Raw genomic sequence first — 16,931 nt, forward strand, 5'->3', positions numbered from 1 at the left:
GTATGGACGACTTAGAATACAAAGATCATATTGTTGTTCTCGGATGTGGAGACGTTGGTAGAAGGGTTGTGGAAACGCTAACTTATGCTAATATCAAATTTGTTGTTGTTGATTCACAAATAGTTAGTTTTGAAAATGCTGATTACGATTATGTTGTTGGAAATGCAACAGAAGAAGAAGTACTGATTCAAGCAGGAGTTCCTCAGGCATCAACGATTATAGTTACACTTAACGATGATACTCATGTAATGTTTGCAACACTCATATCAAGGGGACTTAATCCCGATTCAACGATAATTGCAAGGGCAAATTCATACAAGTCCATTGACAAGATATACAAGGCAGGTGCAAATTACGTTGCAGCCCTGCCAATCGTTGCCGGACAGATGCTTGCGAAAATGACCTCAAGATGCATTGATATCTCATGCAAGAAGATGGACGAGGATATCATGCTCTATGAAGGCGTGGATATTGAAAAACATACAATCAGACATTATGATGACCTTGCAAACAAGACTGTCGCAGATATTAGTCTCAGACATAAAGTTGGCTGTACTATTTTAGGAATTGAAAGAGACGGAAAGATCATCACGGACATACTTCCATCCACAAAGATACTGAAAGGAGATATCATTGCAGTTGTAGGCGGAAAAGAAGAGATATCCCGTTTCAAGGAAAAGTATGTAAAATGAAATTGTAATCTCTATAAGGGATGGTTTGTAAATGGAAACTATAGCCTTTGCCGTGATCGTCTTCTTTGCATCCACCCTGTTCTCAATGATAGGGCTTGGAGGTGCAATATTTTATGTTCCTTTCTTTTACTGGGTGACCGGAGACTTCATTTTTTCCATTACTATTGCACTGCTTCTGAATATAATAACTTCAGGATCAGCAGCAATTACCTATATCCGAAAGAAGATGGTGGATTTCAAAATAGCCATCCCTTTCATTATTGCATCAATGACAGGAGCACAAATCGGAGCCTATTTCACACATATAGCACCTGTGGAATTACTGCTTGGAATGCTTACAATGCTTATGTTCATTGTAGGTGAAGAGATGATCTTTTCCAGGATACGATTCATGTATCAGGAGAAAGAGATCAAAGGACAGGAAAAATACATTTTTATCACTATGTTCGGATTTCTTGTAGGAGCTATTTCCGGAATGCTGGGAATAGGCGGAGGTACATTCATAGTTCCTTTGCTATTGATATTCGGATTCGGAATTAAAAGAGCGGTGGCAAGTTCCGGTTTTATTGTCCTTTTCACATCACTTTCAGCTTTTTCGGCGCATGCTGCTTCATGGAACCCGGATATCTACCTTATCATTGCCATATCTGTTGCATCATTCCTTGGTGCACAGTTGGGTTCATACCTGATGCATAGCAAGATCAATGCCGAAACACTACAAAAGATGTTTGGAGTTGTGCTCTGGTTAATGGCAATCAGAATGCTGACTGACTTTTTATGATGGAGAGATTGTTGGGTTTAGCTAATAAAACGACCCTCAATAATATATAATTCCAGATCCGTCAACTCTTTTTCAGCATTTATATCTTTATCTGTTTTGTTTGTTAAAGAAATGATATGACTTCTTCCAAAAACAGTCCTTTTAACAAGGTTTGCATCTTCCAGTATACGTACATTTTTAGAAACGCATGCATTTGAAATGTTCAGCTCTTTAGATATTTCTGCTAAATGCATGTCTTTAGTGGAAAGAACTTCTAAGATTTTCAATCTCACTTCATTATTAATTTTATTTAAATCCCTGGTAACCATAATAATGGCCCTCTAATAATAGTCCGCTATATCTTTAATCCAGTCTTTTGCCCGAAGATGAGATGCCTATCAGCATACCAATACGGCTGCATATGCATTGCCCATTATACCACACTGTAAAATAGAGTACATGTCACAACCACTAACGAGTATAATCCAATAATAATTACATCACAATTAGTTCAATATACCTATAATTTATTTCACAATAATTATTTGTTTTTAAGATTAGAGACATAAATAAATCCAACATTTATTAATATTTCTATTTCAGGATGCTGCACTTGTTTTATTATAATATTACGAGTTATTTTTATGAGGAGTTAGAAGTTAAATGGGAGAACTTATCAAATGACAAAAATTAAACAATATACTTATGATTGCTATTTTAATAGAAACATTTAATACCGCCCGTAGCAATCAGTAGTTGCTTTGCGGGCCTGTAGGGTAGCCAGGATATCCTGATGGGCTTCGATGTAACCATATGGTACGAAGATACCCATCGACTCGTGTTCGAATCGCGGCGGGCCCGTTCTTTTGCTTATTATTTTTCAAATTCTTTGTTTATTTGATGTTGAATCTGAGTTTTAACAATCTCTTAACAGCATAAATTCAAATGTGGAAAAAGCAACCTGTGCCTTTTTAACATAAATACTAACTGATACATAAAAAATATAATATCAAGTCCATAACGAGTTCAGCGTATATCTTTTTATATCATTATGTTCGTCAGAACATAACGATAAAAACATTTAATGTTTTACAGGTGTTGTCATGAACGTAAAAAATGGTACATTACTTCTTATTTTTATGGTTCTGCTGGCTGTTACTACATGTGGATGTATGGAACAGACAACTGCAGAACAGGTACAGGATACTACAAATAACACGGTGGAAATCACGGATATGCTTGGAAGGAACCTGACAGTGCCCGAAGAGATTACGTCGGTTTACGCTACATCTCCTCCTTCTACGATTCTTGTTTACATGCTTGCACCTGAAAAAGTCGCAGGCTGGAATTTTGTAAACACTTTTAATCACACACTAATGAACGATGAATACCTCAATTTACCGGTTCTTGGAGGGTGGTTCGGCACACAAACAGGAAATTACGAGACAATTATCAATATTCATCCTGACATCGTTATCGAAGGATTCACAACAGATGGCCAGATAGATGAAGCTATTGTACGCAGGCAGGAATCTTTTGGAAATATTCCGGTTGTAGCTGTTGATAACTCAATTATTTTTGTAGAAAAATCTGACCCAACAATTGAGTATGTGGGAGAACTCCTTGATTGCGAGGAACAGGCCGCTGACCTCATTGAATTCAGAACCAATATCCTTGATGAAATAGACAGCAAGGTTTCCGATATTCCTGAAGATGAAAAGGTAACAGTCTACTATGCAGAAGGACCGACTGGCCTTAAAACCGATCCATCCGGCTCACAGCATTCACAGGTGATCGACATCTGTGGAGGAATAAATGTTGCAAACTGTTCCCTTACCCCCGGAAATGGTATGACACCTGTCTCTATAGAACAGGTAATGGAATGGAACCCGGAGGTAATTCTCACATCAAATGCCAAGTTCTACAATACAGTTTACTCAGATCCACTCTGGGAAAACATCGATGCGGTACAGAACGAACGTGTTTACCTGTCACCACTGAACCCATATTGCTGGATAGACAGACCACAGGGACCACATCTCATCATCGGAACTGCATGGACAGCTACAGTATTGTACCCTGATCTTTTTGATGACATGGATATGGAACAGACTACAAGTGATTTCTATTCACAATTCTTCCATTACGATCTCACAGACGAGGAGTTAGAATCACTACTGAATCCTTAACTGGATTCTGAAAACGATGATAAGCACAGGTATTCGCACGAACCTTCCTACCTGTGCTTTCTTAAAATACAAAACAAATGGTGGTGAAAAAATGGATAAGAAACTCTATCCAGGTATTTCCTTATTACTAATTCTGATTCTAATTTTAGCAACTGCAATCAGTGGATGTACTGACCAGACACAACAATCCTTAGTCCAGCAAGAAGAAACTGTGGAAACAGTAGAAATAACCGACATGCTGGGCAGGAACCTGACAGTACCTTCTGAAATAGATAATCTTGTGACCTCAACAGGCCCCTATTCCATACTTGTTTACATGCTTGCACCTGAAAAACTTGCAGGCTGGAACACATTTACTCCTGTAGACCACATGCTTATGGACGAGAAGTATACATCCCTTCCCGTAGTTGGTTCATGGGGTGCTGCCCAGACAGCAAACTATGAAACTATCATCGGTCTAAATCCAGAAATTGTTATGGAAGGGTACACTGTAAACAAGAAAGGACAGATCAGCGAACAGGTTACCGAAAGACAGGAGAAATTCGGGAGTATTCCTGTGGTTGCCATCAATGGTTCTATAATTGCCATAGGCGATGGAGACGATACTATCGAATATCTGGGTCAACTGCTTGATTGTGAAGAAAAGGCTGCTGCGTTCATCGATTTCAGGTCATCTGTTCTCAATGACATAGAAAACAAAGTCGGCAATATACCGGATGATGAAAAGGTCCGTGTATATTATGCAGAGGGTTCTACCGGTCTTAAAACCGATCCTTCCGGTTCATTGCATTCTGAAGTAATCACTATATGTGGCGCTATTAATGTTGCAGACTGCCAGCTCACACCCGGAATGGGAATGACACCAGTTTCCATCGAACAGGTTGCAGAGTGGAATCCTGAGGTCATACTGACAACAGATTCCGAGTTCTATAATTCTGTTTATTCCGATCCATTATGGACAAATATTGATGCTGTGCAGAACAAACGTGTGTATCTTGCACCACGTAACCCATTCTGCTGGATAGACAGGCCATACGGTGTACACCGTGTGATAGGAGCTGCATGGACTGCCAATGTACTCTATCCTGATCTGTTTTCAGACACTGAACTTGAAGAATTAACAACCGAATTCTATTCAGAATTCTTCCATTATGACCTCAGTGATGAAGAACTGGACAATTTACTGCATCCTGAAACGGAGGCATCAGCATGAGTATGGATGATAAATCCGGAAACTTTCAGGATATCGCAGAGAATGTATTTGCCCCCATATATCCCATTATAGCTTCTGATATTGCAGATTCAAGTGGTATAAAGGAAGGTATATGCCTTGATCTTGGATGCGGAATCGCATCCCTTGGCATTGCTTTTGCAGAACAGACGGAACTTAAGGTCTATGCTGTAGACATATCCGAGAAAATGTATGTGCTGTCAATTGAAAAAGCAGCCAGACACGGCGTTTCTGACAGGCTGGAACCTGTGCTTGCGGATGTACATAAGCTTCCATTTGATGATAACTTTGCAAACCTTGTTGTAAGCCGTGGCTCCGTATTCTTCTGGGATGATCTGCCTGTTGCCTTTGGAGAAATTGCCAGAGTACTTGCTCCGGGAGGCGAGGCATGGATTGGTGGTGGTTTTGGTACCGCTGAGCTTCGCCAGCAGATAGCAAAGACGATGGAAGAACGTGATCCTGGGTGGCAGGAAGGTTCTAAAGAAAGGCTCAGCCCTGAGAACAAGCAGGCAATGAAAAATGCCTGTGCCAGTACAGGACTGCAATTCAGAGTTGTGGATGATGACGCTGGTTTCTGGGTGGTTATGAACAAGTAAAATGAAACGGAGGCAAAAAAATGAAGTGCAAGATATGTGAAATGGCTTGTGATATAAACGAGCATAGTACCGGCAGATGCAAAACCTACCAGCTTGACGGTGACAAAATAATCCAGGACCCTGATCTTGGATATCTGGGAGCGTTTCCTGTTTCAATTGAGACAATTCCTATGCTCCACTACTATCCTGCAGGAAAATTCCTTCAGGTATTCAGCACAGGTTGTAACTTCAAGTGTCCGGGATGTATTGCAAGACTTCTGGCTACAAGAAGGTCACTTGGATGGCCTACACTAAGTCCTGATCAGGTTATTGAAACCGCAGTAAAACTTGGATGCATTGGAATAGTTTCCACACTTAACGACCCGGCAGCAAACTTTTTTATGTTCCGTGAACTGGCACTTAAAGCTAAGGAAAACGGTCTCCTTGTTGGATGTTCTTCTAACTGCTACTTTACGGAAGAAACTATTGAAGAACTTGCCCAATTTGTCAATTTTATGAATGTAGGAGTTAAGGGATATTCTGACGACACATACAGGAATTGTGGTGTCCTGTCCTCTAAACCTGTATTTCGAAATATAGAGAAACTATATAGGATGGGAGTTCACGTTGAGGTTTCAGTAGTCCACATAAAAGGAAAGGAAGAAGAGGTTATCCAGGTTGCCAGAACCCTTGCAAACATATCGACTTCCATTCCTTTGCAACTCATGAGATTCCTTCCATTCGGCGATGCACCAATTACACATGAGCCTTCCATAGGTGCATCCGAAAGACTGTGCAACAGCCTTCATGACCACCTGGAACATGTATACCTCTTCAACTCACCCGGCACAGGACTTATGGATACATTCTGTCCAGAATGTGGAGAAATAATTACACAAAGAGAGTTCTACGGACCCATGGGTTCCAGACTCCTGAAACCATGGAGCAATTATACATGCGAATGTGGCCATGATATCCCAGTTACAGGCACTGGAGCCATTGAAAGTTTCAGCGAATCCGGATTTATGGGTGGATACAGGATAAGCCGTGCTTTTGGAATGGTTCATGCTGTCCTTACATGCCTCGGAATCCCCGAAGAAGAAAGGATGCTTGAGGTCTGGAAGGAAATTTACAGCTCAGAAGCACTCATGGATATTCATCACATGATACAGAATCCAACTTCATATCTGGAATATATCAGATTGATCGCTGACAAGGCAGGTGTGCAGGAAAAAGGAGAAGACCTTATTTCATTTATCAGCAAGCGCATGGAACTGATTAAAAAGGTCGCCGCGGAAAACGATGGCGGAAGTGCATACTATTGCATGGGATCACCGCTCTTTGCACTGAATCCCGGAAGAATGGAAAACAATCTTGTTAATTTTGCCGGAGGACAGAGTATCAACAAATTGCTTCAGAAAGAAGGTAAGCCTGGTTTCAACATCGATCCGGGATTTATCAACGATAATAACCCCAAAACGATATTCATCTCCGGTTTTCTTTCCCGTCCACTTTATGAGTTCTATGGTCTTTGCAAGTATTATGGAATTAAAGCGGATGCAGTAAAGCAGCAGAGAATCTATGCAATTCACCCTTCATGGGATTTTGGCAGTCCCCGCTGGATACTCGGACTCCTTTATATCGCAGATAAACTGCATCCGGGAAAACTTGGAATCGATATTGAGCAGGAAGTAAATACATTCTACAAGCGTTTCTACGGCATATATTACAGTGAAGCGAAGCCTAACAGGTCTTTCCACAGGCCATCCTCAGGAATCTGGCCCAGAGAGGTTACGGGGTGCACTCATGCCTGATTACAGGCGATGTGCCACCATCACTATTTATTTGCTCCCAATATTGCTGTTAGTTGCTTCACTCTTTGTTGGCAGATATCAGATGCCAGCATCACTCGTAATTGCTGACATCGTGAATACAATAATTTCCTTTATAATTGGAACTGCAAGCCCGATGTCCACACAGCATACTGTGCTTTTCAGCGTGAGATTACCAAGAATACTTGCAGCCTTACTTGTTGGCTCATCACTTTCTGTTGCAGGAGTATCATTCCAGGGTGTTTTCCGAAACCCTCTGGTATCTCCTTATATTCTTGGCGTGGGTGCTGGTGCAGGTTTTGGTGCATGTGTCGGAATTTTGCTATGGGACAGCCAGCTTGCAATCCAATTGCTGTCGTTTGCCTGCGGACTGATAGCAATGTTTGGCGCTATCAGTATGGGCAAGGTCAGCAAAGGTACGGGGACTCTTGTATTCGTTCTTTCGGGAATAATCGTGGGTTCGATATTCACAGCCCTTATCTCACTTGCAAAATACGTGGCTGATCCGTATGATGACCTGCCTGAGATCGTATTCTGGCTCATGGGAAGCCTGTCTTCGATAAGATATAATGACCTGCTCTGGATTATAGTACCGATGCTCTTAGGAACATTGGTACTTTTCCTCCTGAGATGGCGTATCAATATTCTTTCACTGGGCGATGAGGAAGCACGCTCTCTTGGTGTGAATGTTGACCAGATACGCCTGATAATTATTGTCTGTGCCACTCTTGTTACATCGGCTGCCGTTAGTATCAGCGGTGTTATCGGATGGGTGGGACTGGTCGTGCCACATATTGCAAGGATGATAGTAGGTCCGAATTACAACAGACTTTTACCGATGAGCATGATGATCGGTGCATCCTTCATGCTTCTGGTAGATGATCTTGCAAGAACTGTAACTGCAACTGAAATACCGCTGGGTATAATCACCTCCCTGCTTGGTGCACCGTTATTCGCATATCTTCTGAAAAGGGGGCGTATGGGATGGAATTAATATTAGAAGTAGATTCACTGGCATATTCATATGGTAAAGGACCCGTCTTTGAGGATGTATCATTTTCGATGAAGAGCGGAGAAGTAATGTGTGTACTTGGTCCTAACGGAGTGGGTAAATCCACACTGATTAAATGCATTGCAGGTATTTTCAAACCTGCTGCAGGTTCTGTCCGTATACAGGGCGAAGATACTCAAACAATGACTTCAGGGTCTATTGCAAAGAAAGTTGGCTATGTACCACAACAGAACGAGACTGTTTTCCCATTCGACGTAATTGATTTTGTGGTCATGGGACGAACACCCCATCTTTCACTTTTTGGTTCACCCGAAGAAGAAGATATAGAAATTGCAAGAAAATCTCTTGAAACGGTTGGTGTTGAACATCTTTCAGACAGGACACTTAACAGTCTCAGCGGAGGACAGCGACAGATGGTGCTGATAGCCCGTGCTCTTGCACAGGAACCAGCCCTTCTTTTACTGGACGAGCCTACTGCACATCTTGATTTTGGAAACCAGGTGTTGGTCCTTGAAACCGTACAGAAACTTTCAGCATCAGGAATGTCGATTGTTATGAACACTCATATGCCTGACCATGCTTTCCTTGTAGGCAGTAATGCTGTTGCTCTTACAGGTGGAAAGCTGCTTGCCTGCGGACCGGTTCCATCGGTTGTGAATAGCCAGATAATGTCATCGGTATATGGCATAGATGTCACTGTAAGAGATATAACTGACATTAACAGAAAAGTCTGTGTTCCATGTGGAAGTGGAAAGTGCTGACACTTTCCGCTTTTAACTGGGATTCAAAATCGGAAACAAAAAAAGAATTAAAATTGAAATATGGTTTGAAGATCAATCCAGAAGATCGATCTCAAATCCGACAACCGGCTGACCAAGGCCAAAGTTAACTATAACCTGTGGGAACAGTTCTCCCATGACACCTATTTTTTTTCCATTTACGATAATGTCAGCCCTTCTGCCTTCCATGAAAGCAGGGTCTTCTGATTCTACAACCTCGTACTCCACAACTCTTTCACGCATAAGAGCATCAACAAGTTCCCTTACTTCTGTGAAATTTGCCTGCGGGCTTATGGAAACTGCTGCAAGGTGAAGTCCGTTCTTACCGTTGATAACAACGTCACCAGCCTCAAATATTCTCTGTGGAAGTTCCCTGTGCTGGTTCATGGAAAGGATCTCAATGAGGTTCGGCAGGATAGTTGTCCTGACCATTGTCTGGTCCTCGCTTATCGGATGCATTACATAGGTGACATCATCGGTCTTTTCCCTGCACATCCAGTCAAAGTGAACCCTGTCGCTTGTAAGTGTGAAAGGCATGACCTGAAGATAGCCAAGTCCGGTCATTATCTCACGCATGTCAGAACTTATGTCTGAAAGCATGTGAGACTTGCCTACTGTTGCATTCATCGGGAAAACAGCAGGGATCTTGTCAAAGCCGTATCCTACTGCAATGTCTTCAATGATGTCTGAGTTGTCAAGAATATCTGCACGGTAACGTGGGATCTGAACTTCAATACGTCCATCCTCAAGTTCTTTTGCACCGAATCCCATTCTTGAAAGCTGGTTAACTATCTCATCTGCCGGAAGTTCCATACCAATAAGACCGTCGATCTCTGCTCTTTCAAGCACCTTTACCCTTGGGCTAAGATCAAGAGGAATATCTTCGGTTCCATCTGCATTGACAACCTTAACATACTCTATTTCTCCACCACGTTCTGCAAGAGCTGTTGTAACTATGTTGAGTGCAGTGTACACTTCGTTGCTGAGTCCCGTAACATCCACCAGAAGATCAGTTGTTTCCTCGGTGACCATCGTGAGTGTACCGTTAATAATTGGGGGGAATGAGAGCACATTGTCGTTTGCATCGAGAATAAGTGGATACATATCAAAACCATCAAGGATGTGTGCGAAGCGTGTTCCTTTCGGATGCTTCTCAAGTATTTCCTTCATGGTCATTGGTTCTGTGAAATCAAGAGGAACGAAACTATAATCCGGGTCTGCTGCAATGTATCTGAAAGGAGGCTGTACCTTTGAGAGATCGTGCACACCTATTGATACTTTCTTACGGTCACGTCCAAGTCCCCAGTGAAGTGATTCCTGAAGGTCCATCAGGGTTTTGATAGCGCTTGAATTGAACTTAACACCACGGACGATTGCACAGCCAAAAATCGGACGAACTGAATCTATATTCTCGTCCTTTGTTATTTCTACAGTGTAAGGTTTGACCTCATATTCACGAAAACCGGTTTCAATATCCAGAAAACCACGCAGTGCACGTGCAACACCCTCAACACTGTAAAGGTCCGGGCGGTCAGGGAAGAATTCGATATCTATTGACTCATCTTCTATACGCTCGATATCTGCACCTATCATTGGCACGCGTTTAATAATAGTATCCTTGTCTGTTCCGGTTAATTTTTCAAGGTCGTCATATGGTAAGGTTATAATAGGCATAGGGTTTTCCTCAGTTCCTTCCCTGGTTTTATTTTAAGCTAAATATAGCAGAACATAGCCACCTTTACATTTAATATTTGTGTTTAAATGTGGTTTTCGGGAATACGTGCAGTTAGTTTTTGGAGTTCTGATTCGTTTTTTGTAGAGGAATTAGAACCCTGTGCCTCAAACATTGTGAGTTTGTAAACTGATTTATCGTAAGTCATGAATCACTTAAGCAAACCCGAAGGACCCGGCAAAGCCGGCGTTTTCCCATAAGTCTAAACGAAATAATCTGCACAATACTCTGAAATATTTTCTTTGCAGAATTTCTGTACTGAATTCTCAACAAAAATGCAATAATCTTAGGAATATTCTTCTGTGCAGTAGCATTGGAATGAGCTACCTTCGGCGGATGGTCATTTTGTTTTTAGATCAAAGGTTATTTTTGTGGAAACGAAAATGAGCAAAGTTTGTGTCACTCATATAATCCGAAATTGAACAGAAATTCACGGAGACGATTAAATATTGAATTTAATGCTCAGAAAACACTAAGCATTGTAACGTACTTTCCTGCGAATATGAATACTGACCACATAATTGGTTCAAATGCTGCAAAGATGTAGGATGTGTATTCGTTTCTTGATTTTATAACCCTGTTAATGTAGCTTACAGCATAATAGAACATTGGAGTGATTGCAAGTGTGAAAGCTGGCAATAGACCCTTTACAACGCATGCCAGCATGAAAATGATTGATACGATGTTGATAAGTCTGAGAATAAATGGGTATTTTTTATCACCAAGAATTACCGGGACTGTCAGAAGACCATCTTTACGGTCGCCTTCCATATCTCTTACATCGAAAAGGATCTGAATATTCATCATGCGGATAAAGACAAAGAGTGCAAGCATAATTGCACCATATGTAATTGGCACTGAATAATAGATGAATGCAAAGATTGCCATAAATGCCCAGACGACAGAAACAAAGACATTCTTGAATGCCGGAATCTTTTTAGTTAATTTCTTAAAGTGACTCCCATAGAGAAGACCAAGAATCAGGATCGACATTCCTATAGCAGTTATAGTAAGTGATGTGAAGATCATCATTATGGTGAAAAGAACCAGAGATGTGATAATGACTGTACACTTGCTTTTGTTCTTACATAATAGATACTTTGCACGGCTGCTGTTTGTAGCTTCATCAGAGGATGCACCCTGCAAGTAGTCATAAAGATAGATTGCGTAGAACAGAAGATATGTCACAAAGAGAATATCCCAGCTTACCGGGATCATAAACACAATGGAGCAAGCCATTACGACAGAAACTGATCCTATAGCGAAGAGATGGCCACCAAATACCAGTTCTCTCCAGAGTATCTTCATAAGCACTAATATATCATTTTTAAATCCAAATATGGAACCTACTGCATGTACATCAGAAATCATATAATCTGATACTTTTGGACATGCATGTCAAGATAATGAATATAAATGTATTTTTATAGATAATTATATGAACATTTGATATATACTAATGTATATGTAACTACCTAGATAAACATCTATGAAACAACATAGAATGGAATGCTAAAATTTGCAAATTCCTGCAACTAATGCACAACATATACAAAGAATTCATAGAGACCATGCATATTGTAAGGTCGTAAATTCACATTCTTACAATACATTTAATTACCAGAATAGTATAATTATAATATGAATATAATATAATCAATAATGCTTCTGGTACCTTATACATTACCAATAACAAATAATTGATTACAAAATCAAATTATTCATCCAGCGGTGAAACAATGGCCGATGATCAATCTAATATTTCTGAGGAAAAATCTTCCATTCAAAATAAAAAAGACAATCCTGACGAAGTTTCCAGTGACCAGGAAATTGACGATGAAATCCTTAACACGGATATAATGAAGGAAATGTCGGAAATAGAAAATGAAAGAGATAAATTCGAGAAGGATTTTGCTCAACTGCTTAGTGCAACTGAGGCCATAATCGATGAAGATAATGAGGAAGAGGAGAATGAAGAAGAAGGAAATGACGAAGATTTTGGCATTTTACTTCCAAGATCACCTAATTTCGGACCTCCAAAACCATTAATCACTGAAATTGATGAGGAAAATGCTCCTGAACCGATTAAAGAAGAAGTGAGCATAGACAGCGAAAGTGAGGACGATACCGACTCAGAAGAACTTGAAAGTATCGAGCCGGAAAAAGAACTGATATCCTCAGAAGCTCCAGACTTAGAAACTGAAGAAGAAGCTCCGCAAGAACAGGAAGAAGAAAAAGAAGAGAAACTGGGATTTGTTGGAAAGATCAAGAATATTTTCAAACAAACAGAGATCGAGATCGAACCATATGACCTGGAGCTACACGGACCAATTACAGAGTTCGAAGGCCTGGAAGGATATGAAGAAGTTGAACGTTATTGGGTAAATGAACCCTACGCATTCATAGTTATCTTATTCAACGAAGACCGCAACAGTCATCTTTACTATATTGTAGAACCAAAGCTTACTGATTTTGAACATACCTTCCTTCTTGAGATCAAAGACAGATTAAGAGACGTGCTTCTTGTGGAAGAAATCGATGAGGAAGCAGATGACAAGGAAGCTGTGCTTGAATCAAAGATCAGGTCAATAATTAAGGATTATACTATAGAGATCACGCCACCAATGCTGGAAAAGATATCATATTACATCAAAAGGGACTTTGTCAGATTCGGAAAGATTGATGCCCTGATGATGGATGACTCCATTGAAGATGTATCCGGCAATGGCCATGACGTTCCTATTTTCCTTTATCACAGGGCACACACGAATATCGCAACCAATGTTGTCTATGAAGAAGACGAACTGAATTCATTCATCATTCAGATGGCTCAGAGAAGTGGCAAGCACATCTCAGTTGCAGAACCTATGGTTGACGCAACCATGCCGGACGGGTCAAGGATCCAGATGACGCTGGGTACAAGTGTTACAGCACATGGTAGTACATTTACCATCCGTAAGTTTAGTGACACGCCAATCACCCCGGTGGATCTTATCAAATGGGGAACTTTCTCCTCAGAATCCATGGCATATCTCTGGCTCTGTATCGAGAACAACAAGAGTTTGATCTATGCAGGAGGTACTGCATCAGGTAAGACTTCTTCACTTAACGCTGTTTCACTCTTTATACCTGAAAAAGCCAAGATCATCACACTTGAAGATACAAGGGAACTCAAGCTTCCTCATCCAAACTGGATTCCAAGTGTTACAAGGGATTCCTTCACTGCAGATGAAAGGGGAGCTGTTGACATGTACGACCTGCTAAAGGCAGCCCTGAGACAAAGACCTGAGTTCCTGCTTGTGGGTGAAGTAAGAGGTAAGGAAGCACTCACACTTTTCCAGGCAATGTCAACAGGACACACAACATTCTCAACAATGCACGCTGACTCTGTTGCATCTGCCATTCACAGACTTGAGAACCCACCTATCAGTGTTCCACGTACAATGATCCAGGCACTGGACATCATGAGCATCCAATCCCAGACTTACACTAAAGGTAAGCGTGTAAGAAGGAACATCAAGCTGGTTGAGATCGTTGACATTGACCCGAATACCAGGAATATCAGGACAAACGACATCTTTGTGTGGGATTCAGAATCTGACATGTTTATCCGTACAGGTGAATCAAAAGCACTTTTCGATATTAAGATGAGGCGTGGTTGGGCACAGGGGAAGGTAGATCAGGAATTGTACTATCGCCAGAAGGTCCTTGAATACATGGTAAACAATGGTATTACTGATTTCCAGGAAATCTCCGATATTATCAATGCTTACCAGTCTACACCGGAAAAGATACTGAAGAAATTGCAACTGGTATAATGCTGGTGTAACAAGGGGGCGATATTGTGACTGAGATCAAAGAAAGTTCTGAACTAACAGAGAATGTCCCGGAGGATATTATTGAAGATATCGAAGAAGGGAACATATCTGCTGAAAATCAGACTGTACAGGAACCGGCAAGTACTGACAAGAAAGGAAAAAAGAAACAGAGATCAAATAAGTCAAAGAGCAGCTTTGATCCCGATCAGTACATGAAGAAGGTTTCAATTTATGTAGATATACTAAAGAAGATACCTTATGTCCTTCTTGGCGACAAGATCAAAGCCAGAAAGGAAAGCTATGAAAATCTTCAGAAACAGCTTAACCAGGCACGCATACCCATATCCCATGAGATGTATATCTCAAATGCTATTTTCTATTCCCTTGTTGCAGGAATAGCAGGCGCCCTTATAGGACTATTCCTCACATATACCGTAATTGTCCTTGTTGGATTGCCGGATCAGTTGACAAACATAACATTCAGTCCGAGGATGTCGTGGCTGTTGTCCTTTAAGGAGTTATTTGTCGGCGTTTTCATTACGGGTATTTTCATAGTTGGTATGGGGGGAATTGTCTATGCACTTTTCATGCTCCTGCCAGGATTCCAGGCAAGTGAGAGAAAAGCTAAGATAGATATGCAGCTCCCTTATGCTGTTACATTTATGTACGCCCTCAGTAAAGGCGGAATGAATATCATCGATGTGTTCAGGGCACTTGCAAGGTCAGAGGACACATACGGTGAAGTTTCCAAAGAAATAGATTCCATTGTAAGGGACATGGACTATTTCGGACATGACCTGAGAACTGCACTTTCAAGTGCCTCGGAAACAACTCCATCAGATAGGTTCCAGGACCTCATTTATAATCTCCTTACTGTTATTGACAGTGGAGGAAATATTCCTAACTATTTCCGTGACAAATCTGAACAATATCTTGTCAAAGCGGAAGTGGACCAGAAAGGTTTCCTTGAAACTCTTGGATTGCTGGCAGAATCATATGTTACTGCTTTTGTAGCAGGTCCTCTTTTCATAATCATCATGGGGGTCATGATGGCTGTTATGGGTTCAGGGACCAGCACCATGGTTTACGCAATCATTTACGCAGTATTGCCTATTGGTTCCATAATGTTCGTTGTGATGATCAGCATTATCACGCCAACAGAAATGGGAGAACCAAAACTTCTGCCTACCAATGAAACTCTGGACCATGGAATACCGGATGTTCCCGGAAATCTGGAACAGGCTTATGATGAAAACGGAGAACTCATCGACGAAACAGAAGAGAAGATCCGCAATAGAGGTTATTTTGAAGGTTTCATCAAATCGAAGAAATTCCTTGCATTGAAAAATATTGCAATGAACCCTCTGAAACCAATGCTTAAGGAACCTCTTACTACGCTTGCCATTACAATTCCAGTGGCTCTGCTTGTAATCATTTTACCCATATTAATGGACATGAACAAGATACGCGATACAGCCTACTTCATTGATTTTATTGATGACATGATCGTACTTGCACTGTTTATAGTCATTGTGCCACTTTCGATATTCCATGAAATAAAGGCCAGAAGGAAAAGAAAACTGGAAAATAGCTTCCCTGATTTTATGAAAAAGCTTGCCAGCACCAATGAAACAGGTATGACCCTCAGGGATTCGATCAGACTTATGGCTAAATCCGACACAGATTCTCTTAGCAAAGAGATCAAGAAGATCTGGCGGGATATTTTCTGGGGACTTGAGATTAACGATGCACTGATACGATTTGCAAATCGTTTGAGGACGCAGGTTGTCACAAGATCACTCTCACTTGTCACAAAGGCCAATGAATCAAGCGGAGATATTGGTGAGGTTCTGCTGGTAGCTGCCAGGGATGCAGCATCCGAGCAGGGAATGAAAAGAGAACGTGGCATGAGTATGATGATCTATATTGTTATTATCTACATATCGTTCCTGGTCTTCGTCGGTGTCATCTTTGTTATTTCCACGACCTTCCTTACTGAAATGGCAGCAGCCGGAGAACAAATGGCAGCTTCAGGTTCATCGAGTGGAGGCTTCCTTGGTAGTTTTGACCTTGAGGCATACACACGTCTGTTCAAGCACGCATCCATTATCCAGGGACTGAGTTCAGGACTTATGGCAGGTGCAATGGGAGAAGGAAATGTAATGTCCGGTCTGAAGCACTCCACCATTATGATGGCTATAGGATATGTGATATTCACGCTTTTCGTGTGATTGGACAAATATTATAGATAAAGCCAGGAACTTAAACTTGTCCTGGCAAATACTTTTTTAGAATCAGAATCCTTTGTACT

General features: G+C 41.1%; 14 protein-coding genes and 1 tRNA gene. 11 read left to right on the top strand and 4 right to left on the bottom strand.

All coding sequences use genetic code 11. The features are described 5' to 3' along the window. Positions 1–2 precede the first annotated feature (2 nt). Positions 3–692, top strand: coding sequence for a potassium channel family protein (locus tag FKV42_RS10980; RefSeq protein ID WP_154810278.1), 690 nt, complete (start codon positions 3–5; stop codon positions 690–692). Positions 693–723: 31 nt separating this feature from the next. Beyond that, positions 724–1,473, top strand: a complete 750-nt coding sequence (locus tag FKV42_RS10985) for a sulfite exporter TauE/SafE family protein (protein WP_154810279.1) — start codon at positions 724–726, stop codon at positions 1,471–1,473. Between the two features lie 17 nt (positions 1,474–1,490). Here FKV42_RS10985 and FKV42_RS10990 read toward each other — a convergent pair whose 3' ends face one another. Next, positions 1,491–1,781 (bottom strand): winged helix-turn-helix domain-containing protein, encoded by a 291-nt coding sequence (locus FKV42_RS10990; RefSeq protein WP_154810280.1) that lies wholly within the window; start codon positions 1,779–1,781, stop codon positions 1,491–1,493. 436 nt (positions 1,782–2,217) lie between these two features. Between FKV42_RS10990 and FKV42_RS10995 the strand changes: the two genes are divergently transcribed. The 7 genes from FKV42_RS10995 (at position 2,218) to FKV42_RS11025 (ending at position 9,052) form a co-directional block, all read left to right on the top strand. Next, positions 2,218–2,313, top strand: a tRNA-Arg gene (locus FKV42_RS10995). Between the two features lie 242 nt (positions 2,314–2,555). Continuing rightward, positions 2,556–3,641, top strand: a complete 1,086-nt coding sequence (locus FKV42_RS11000) for an iron ABC transporter substrate-binding protein (RefSeq protein WP_154810281.1) — start codon at positions 2,556–2,558, stop codon at positions 3,639–3,641. Positions 3,642–3,732: 91 nt separating this feature from the next. Beyond that, on the top strand, positions 3,733–4,854 hold the full coding sequence (locus FKV42_RS11005) for an iron ABC transporter substrate-binding protein (RefSeq protein ID WP_154810282.1): 1,122 nt from the start codon (positions 3,733–3,735) through the stop codon (positions 4,852–4,854). Then, positions 4,851–5,468, top strand: a complete 618-nt coding sequence (locus FKV42_RS11010; RefSeq protein ID WP_154810283.1) for a class I SAM-dependent methyltransferase — start codon at positions 4,851–4,853, stop codon at positions 5,466–5,468. Before FKV42_RS11005 ends, FKV42_RS11010 begins: the two co-directional genes overlap by 4 nt. Before the next feature lie 20 nt (positions 5,469–5,488). Further along, positions 5,489–7,261 carry a radical SAM protein gene (locus FKV42_RS11015; protein WP_154810284.1) on the top strand — a complete coding sequence of 591 codons (1,773 nt, stop codon included), beginning with the start codon at positions 5,489–5,491 and terminating at the stop codon, positions 7,259–7,261. Continuing rightward, positions 7,254–8,273, top strand: a complete 1,020-nt coding sequence (locus FKV42_RS11020; RefSeq protein WP_154810285.1) for a FecCD family ABC transporter permease — start codon at positions 7,254–7,256, stop codon at positions 8,271–8,273. The genes FKV42_RS11015 and FKV42_RS11020 overlap by 8 nt, the downstream gene beginning before the upstream one ends. Beyond that, complete coding sequence (locus tag FKV42_RS11025) at positions 8,264–9,052, top strand: ABC transporter ATP-binding protein (RefSeq protein WP_154810286.1); 789 nt, start codon at positions 8,264–8,266, stop codon at positions 9,050–9,052. Before FKV42_RS11020 ends, FKV42_RS11025 begins: the two co-directional genes overlap by 10 nt. A gap of 72 nt (positions 9,053–9,124) precedes the next feature. Here FKV42_RS11025 and pheT read toward each other — a convergent pair whose 3' ends face one another. The 3 genes from pheT to FKV42_RS11035 form a co-directional block, all read right to left on the bottom strand. Continuing rightward, on the bottom strand, positions 9,125–10,744 hold the full coding sequence (gene pheT, locus FKV42_RS11030; RefSeq protein WP_154810287.1) for a phenylalanine--tRNA ligase subunit beta: 1,620 nt from the start codon (positions 10,742–10,744) through the stop codon (positions 9,125–9,127). An 83-nt stretch (positions 10,745–10,827) separates the two neighbouring features. Beyond that, positions 10,828–10,950: a hypothetical protein gene (locus FKV42_RS14245; RefSeq protein ID WP_268865984.1), complete on the bottom strand. Its 123-nt coding sequence runs from the start codon at positions 10,948–10,950 to the stop codon at positions 10,828–10,830. 314 nt (positions 10,951–11,264) lie between these two features. Continuing rightward, positions 11,265–12,173 carry a UbiA family prenyltransferase gene (locus FKV42_RS11035; RefSeq protein ID WP_154810288.1) on the bottom strand — a complete coding sequence of 303 codons (909 nt, stop codon included), beginning with the start codon at positions 12,171–12,173 and terminating at the stop codon, positions 11,265–11,267. A gap of 368 nt (positions 12,174–12,541) precedes the next feature. On the opposite strand from FKV42_RS11035, the gene FKV42_RS11040 reads away from it, so the two are divergent. After that, on the top strand, positions 12,542–14,620 hold the full coding sequence (locus tag FKV42_RS11040) for a type II/IV secretion system ATPase subunit (protein ID WP_154810289.1): 2,079 nt from the start codon (positions 12,542–12,544) through the stop codon (positions 14,618–14,620). A 26-nt stretch (positions 14,621–14,646) separates the two neighbouring features. Beyond that, on the top strand, positions 14,647–16,851 hold the full coding sequence (locus FKV42_RS11045) for a type II secretion system F family protein (RefSeq protein WP_154810290.1): 2,205 nt from the start codon (positions 14,647–14,649) through the stop codon (positions 16,849–16,851). The last annotated feature ends 80 nt before the right edge of the window (positions 16,852–16,931 follow it).

It is taken from the genome of Methanolobus vulcani (assembly GCF_006546655.1).
GTDB lineage: Archaea > Halobacteriota > Methanosarcinia > Methanosarcinales > Methanosarcinaceae > Methanolobus > Methanolobus vulcani_A.

Bases quoted from the DNA above. Each gene is read 5' to 3' on its own strand.
- FKV42_RS10980 (WP_154810278.1), top strand. From the start codon at position 3: ATGGACGACTTAGAATACAAAGATCATATTGTTGTTCTCGGATGTGGA.
- FKV42_RS10985 (WP_154810279.1), top strand. From the start codon at position 724: ATGGAAACTATAGCCTTTGCCGTGATCGTCTTCTTTGCATCCACCCTG.
- FKV42_RS10990 (WP_154810280.1), bottom strand. From the start codon at position 1,781: ATGGTTACCAGGGATTTAAATAAAATTAATAATGAAGTGAGATTGAAA.
- FKV42_RS11000 (WP_154810281.1), top strand. From the start codon at position 2,556: ATGAACGTAAAAAATGGTACATTACTTCTTATTTTTATGGTTCTGCTG.
- FKV42_RS11005 (WP_154810282.1), top strand. From the start codon at position 3,733: ATGGATAAGAAACTCTATCCAGGTATTTCCTTATTACTAATTCTGATT.
- FKV42_RS11010 (WP_154810283.1), top strand. From the start codon at position 4,851: ATGAGTATGGATGATAAATCCGGAAACTTTCAGGATATCGCAGAGAAT.
- FKV42_RS11015 (WP_154810284.1), top strand. From the start codon at position 5,489: ATGAAGTGCAAGATATGTGAAATGGCTTGTGATATAAACGAGCATAGT.
- FKV42_RS11020 (WP_154810285.1), top strand. From the start codon at position 7,254: ATGCCTGATTACAGGCGATGTGCCACCATCACTATTTATTTGCTCCCA.
- FKV42_RS11025 (WP_154810286.1), top strand. From the start codon at position 8,264: ATGGAATTAATATTAGAAGTAGATTCACTGGCATATTCATATGGTAAA.
- pheT (WP_154810287.1), bottom strand. From the start codon at position 10,744: ATGCCTATTATAACCTTACCATATGACGACCTTGAAAAATTAACCGGA.
- FKV42_RS14245 (WP_268865984.1), bottom strand. From the start codon at position 10,950: ATGACTTACGATAAATCAGTTTACAAACTCACAATGTTTGAGGCACAG.
- FKV42_RS11035 (WP_154810288.1), bottom strand. From the start codon at position 12,173: ATGATTTCTGATGTACATGCAGTAGGTTCCATATTTGGATTTAAAAAT.
- FKV42_RS11040 (WP_154810289.1), top strand. From the start codon at position 12,542: ATGGCCGATGATCAATCTAATATTTCTGAGGAAAAATCTTCCATTCAA.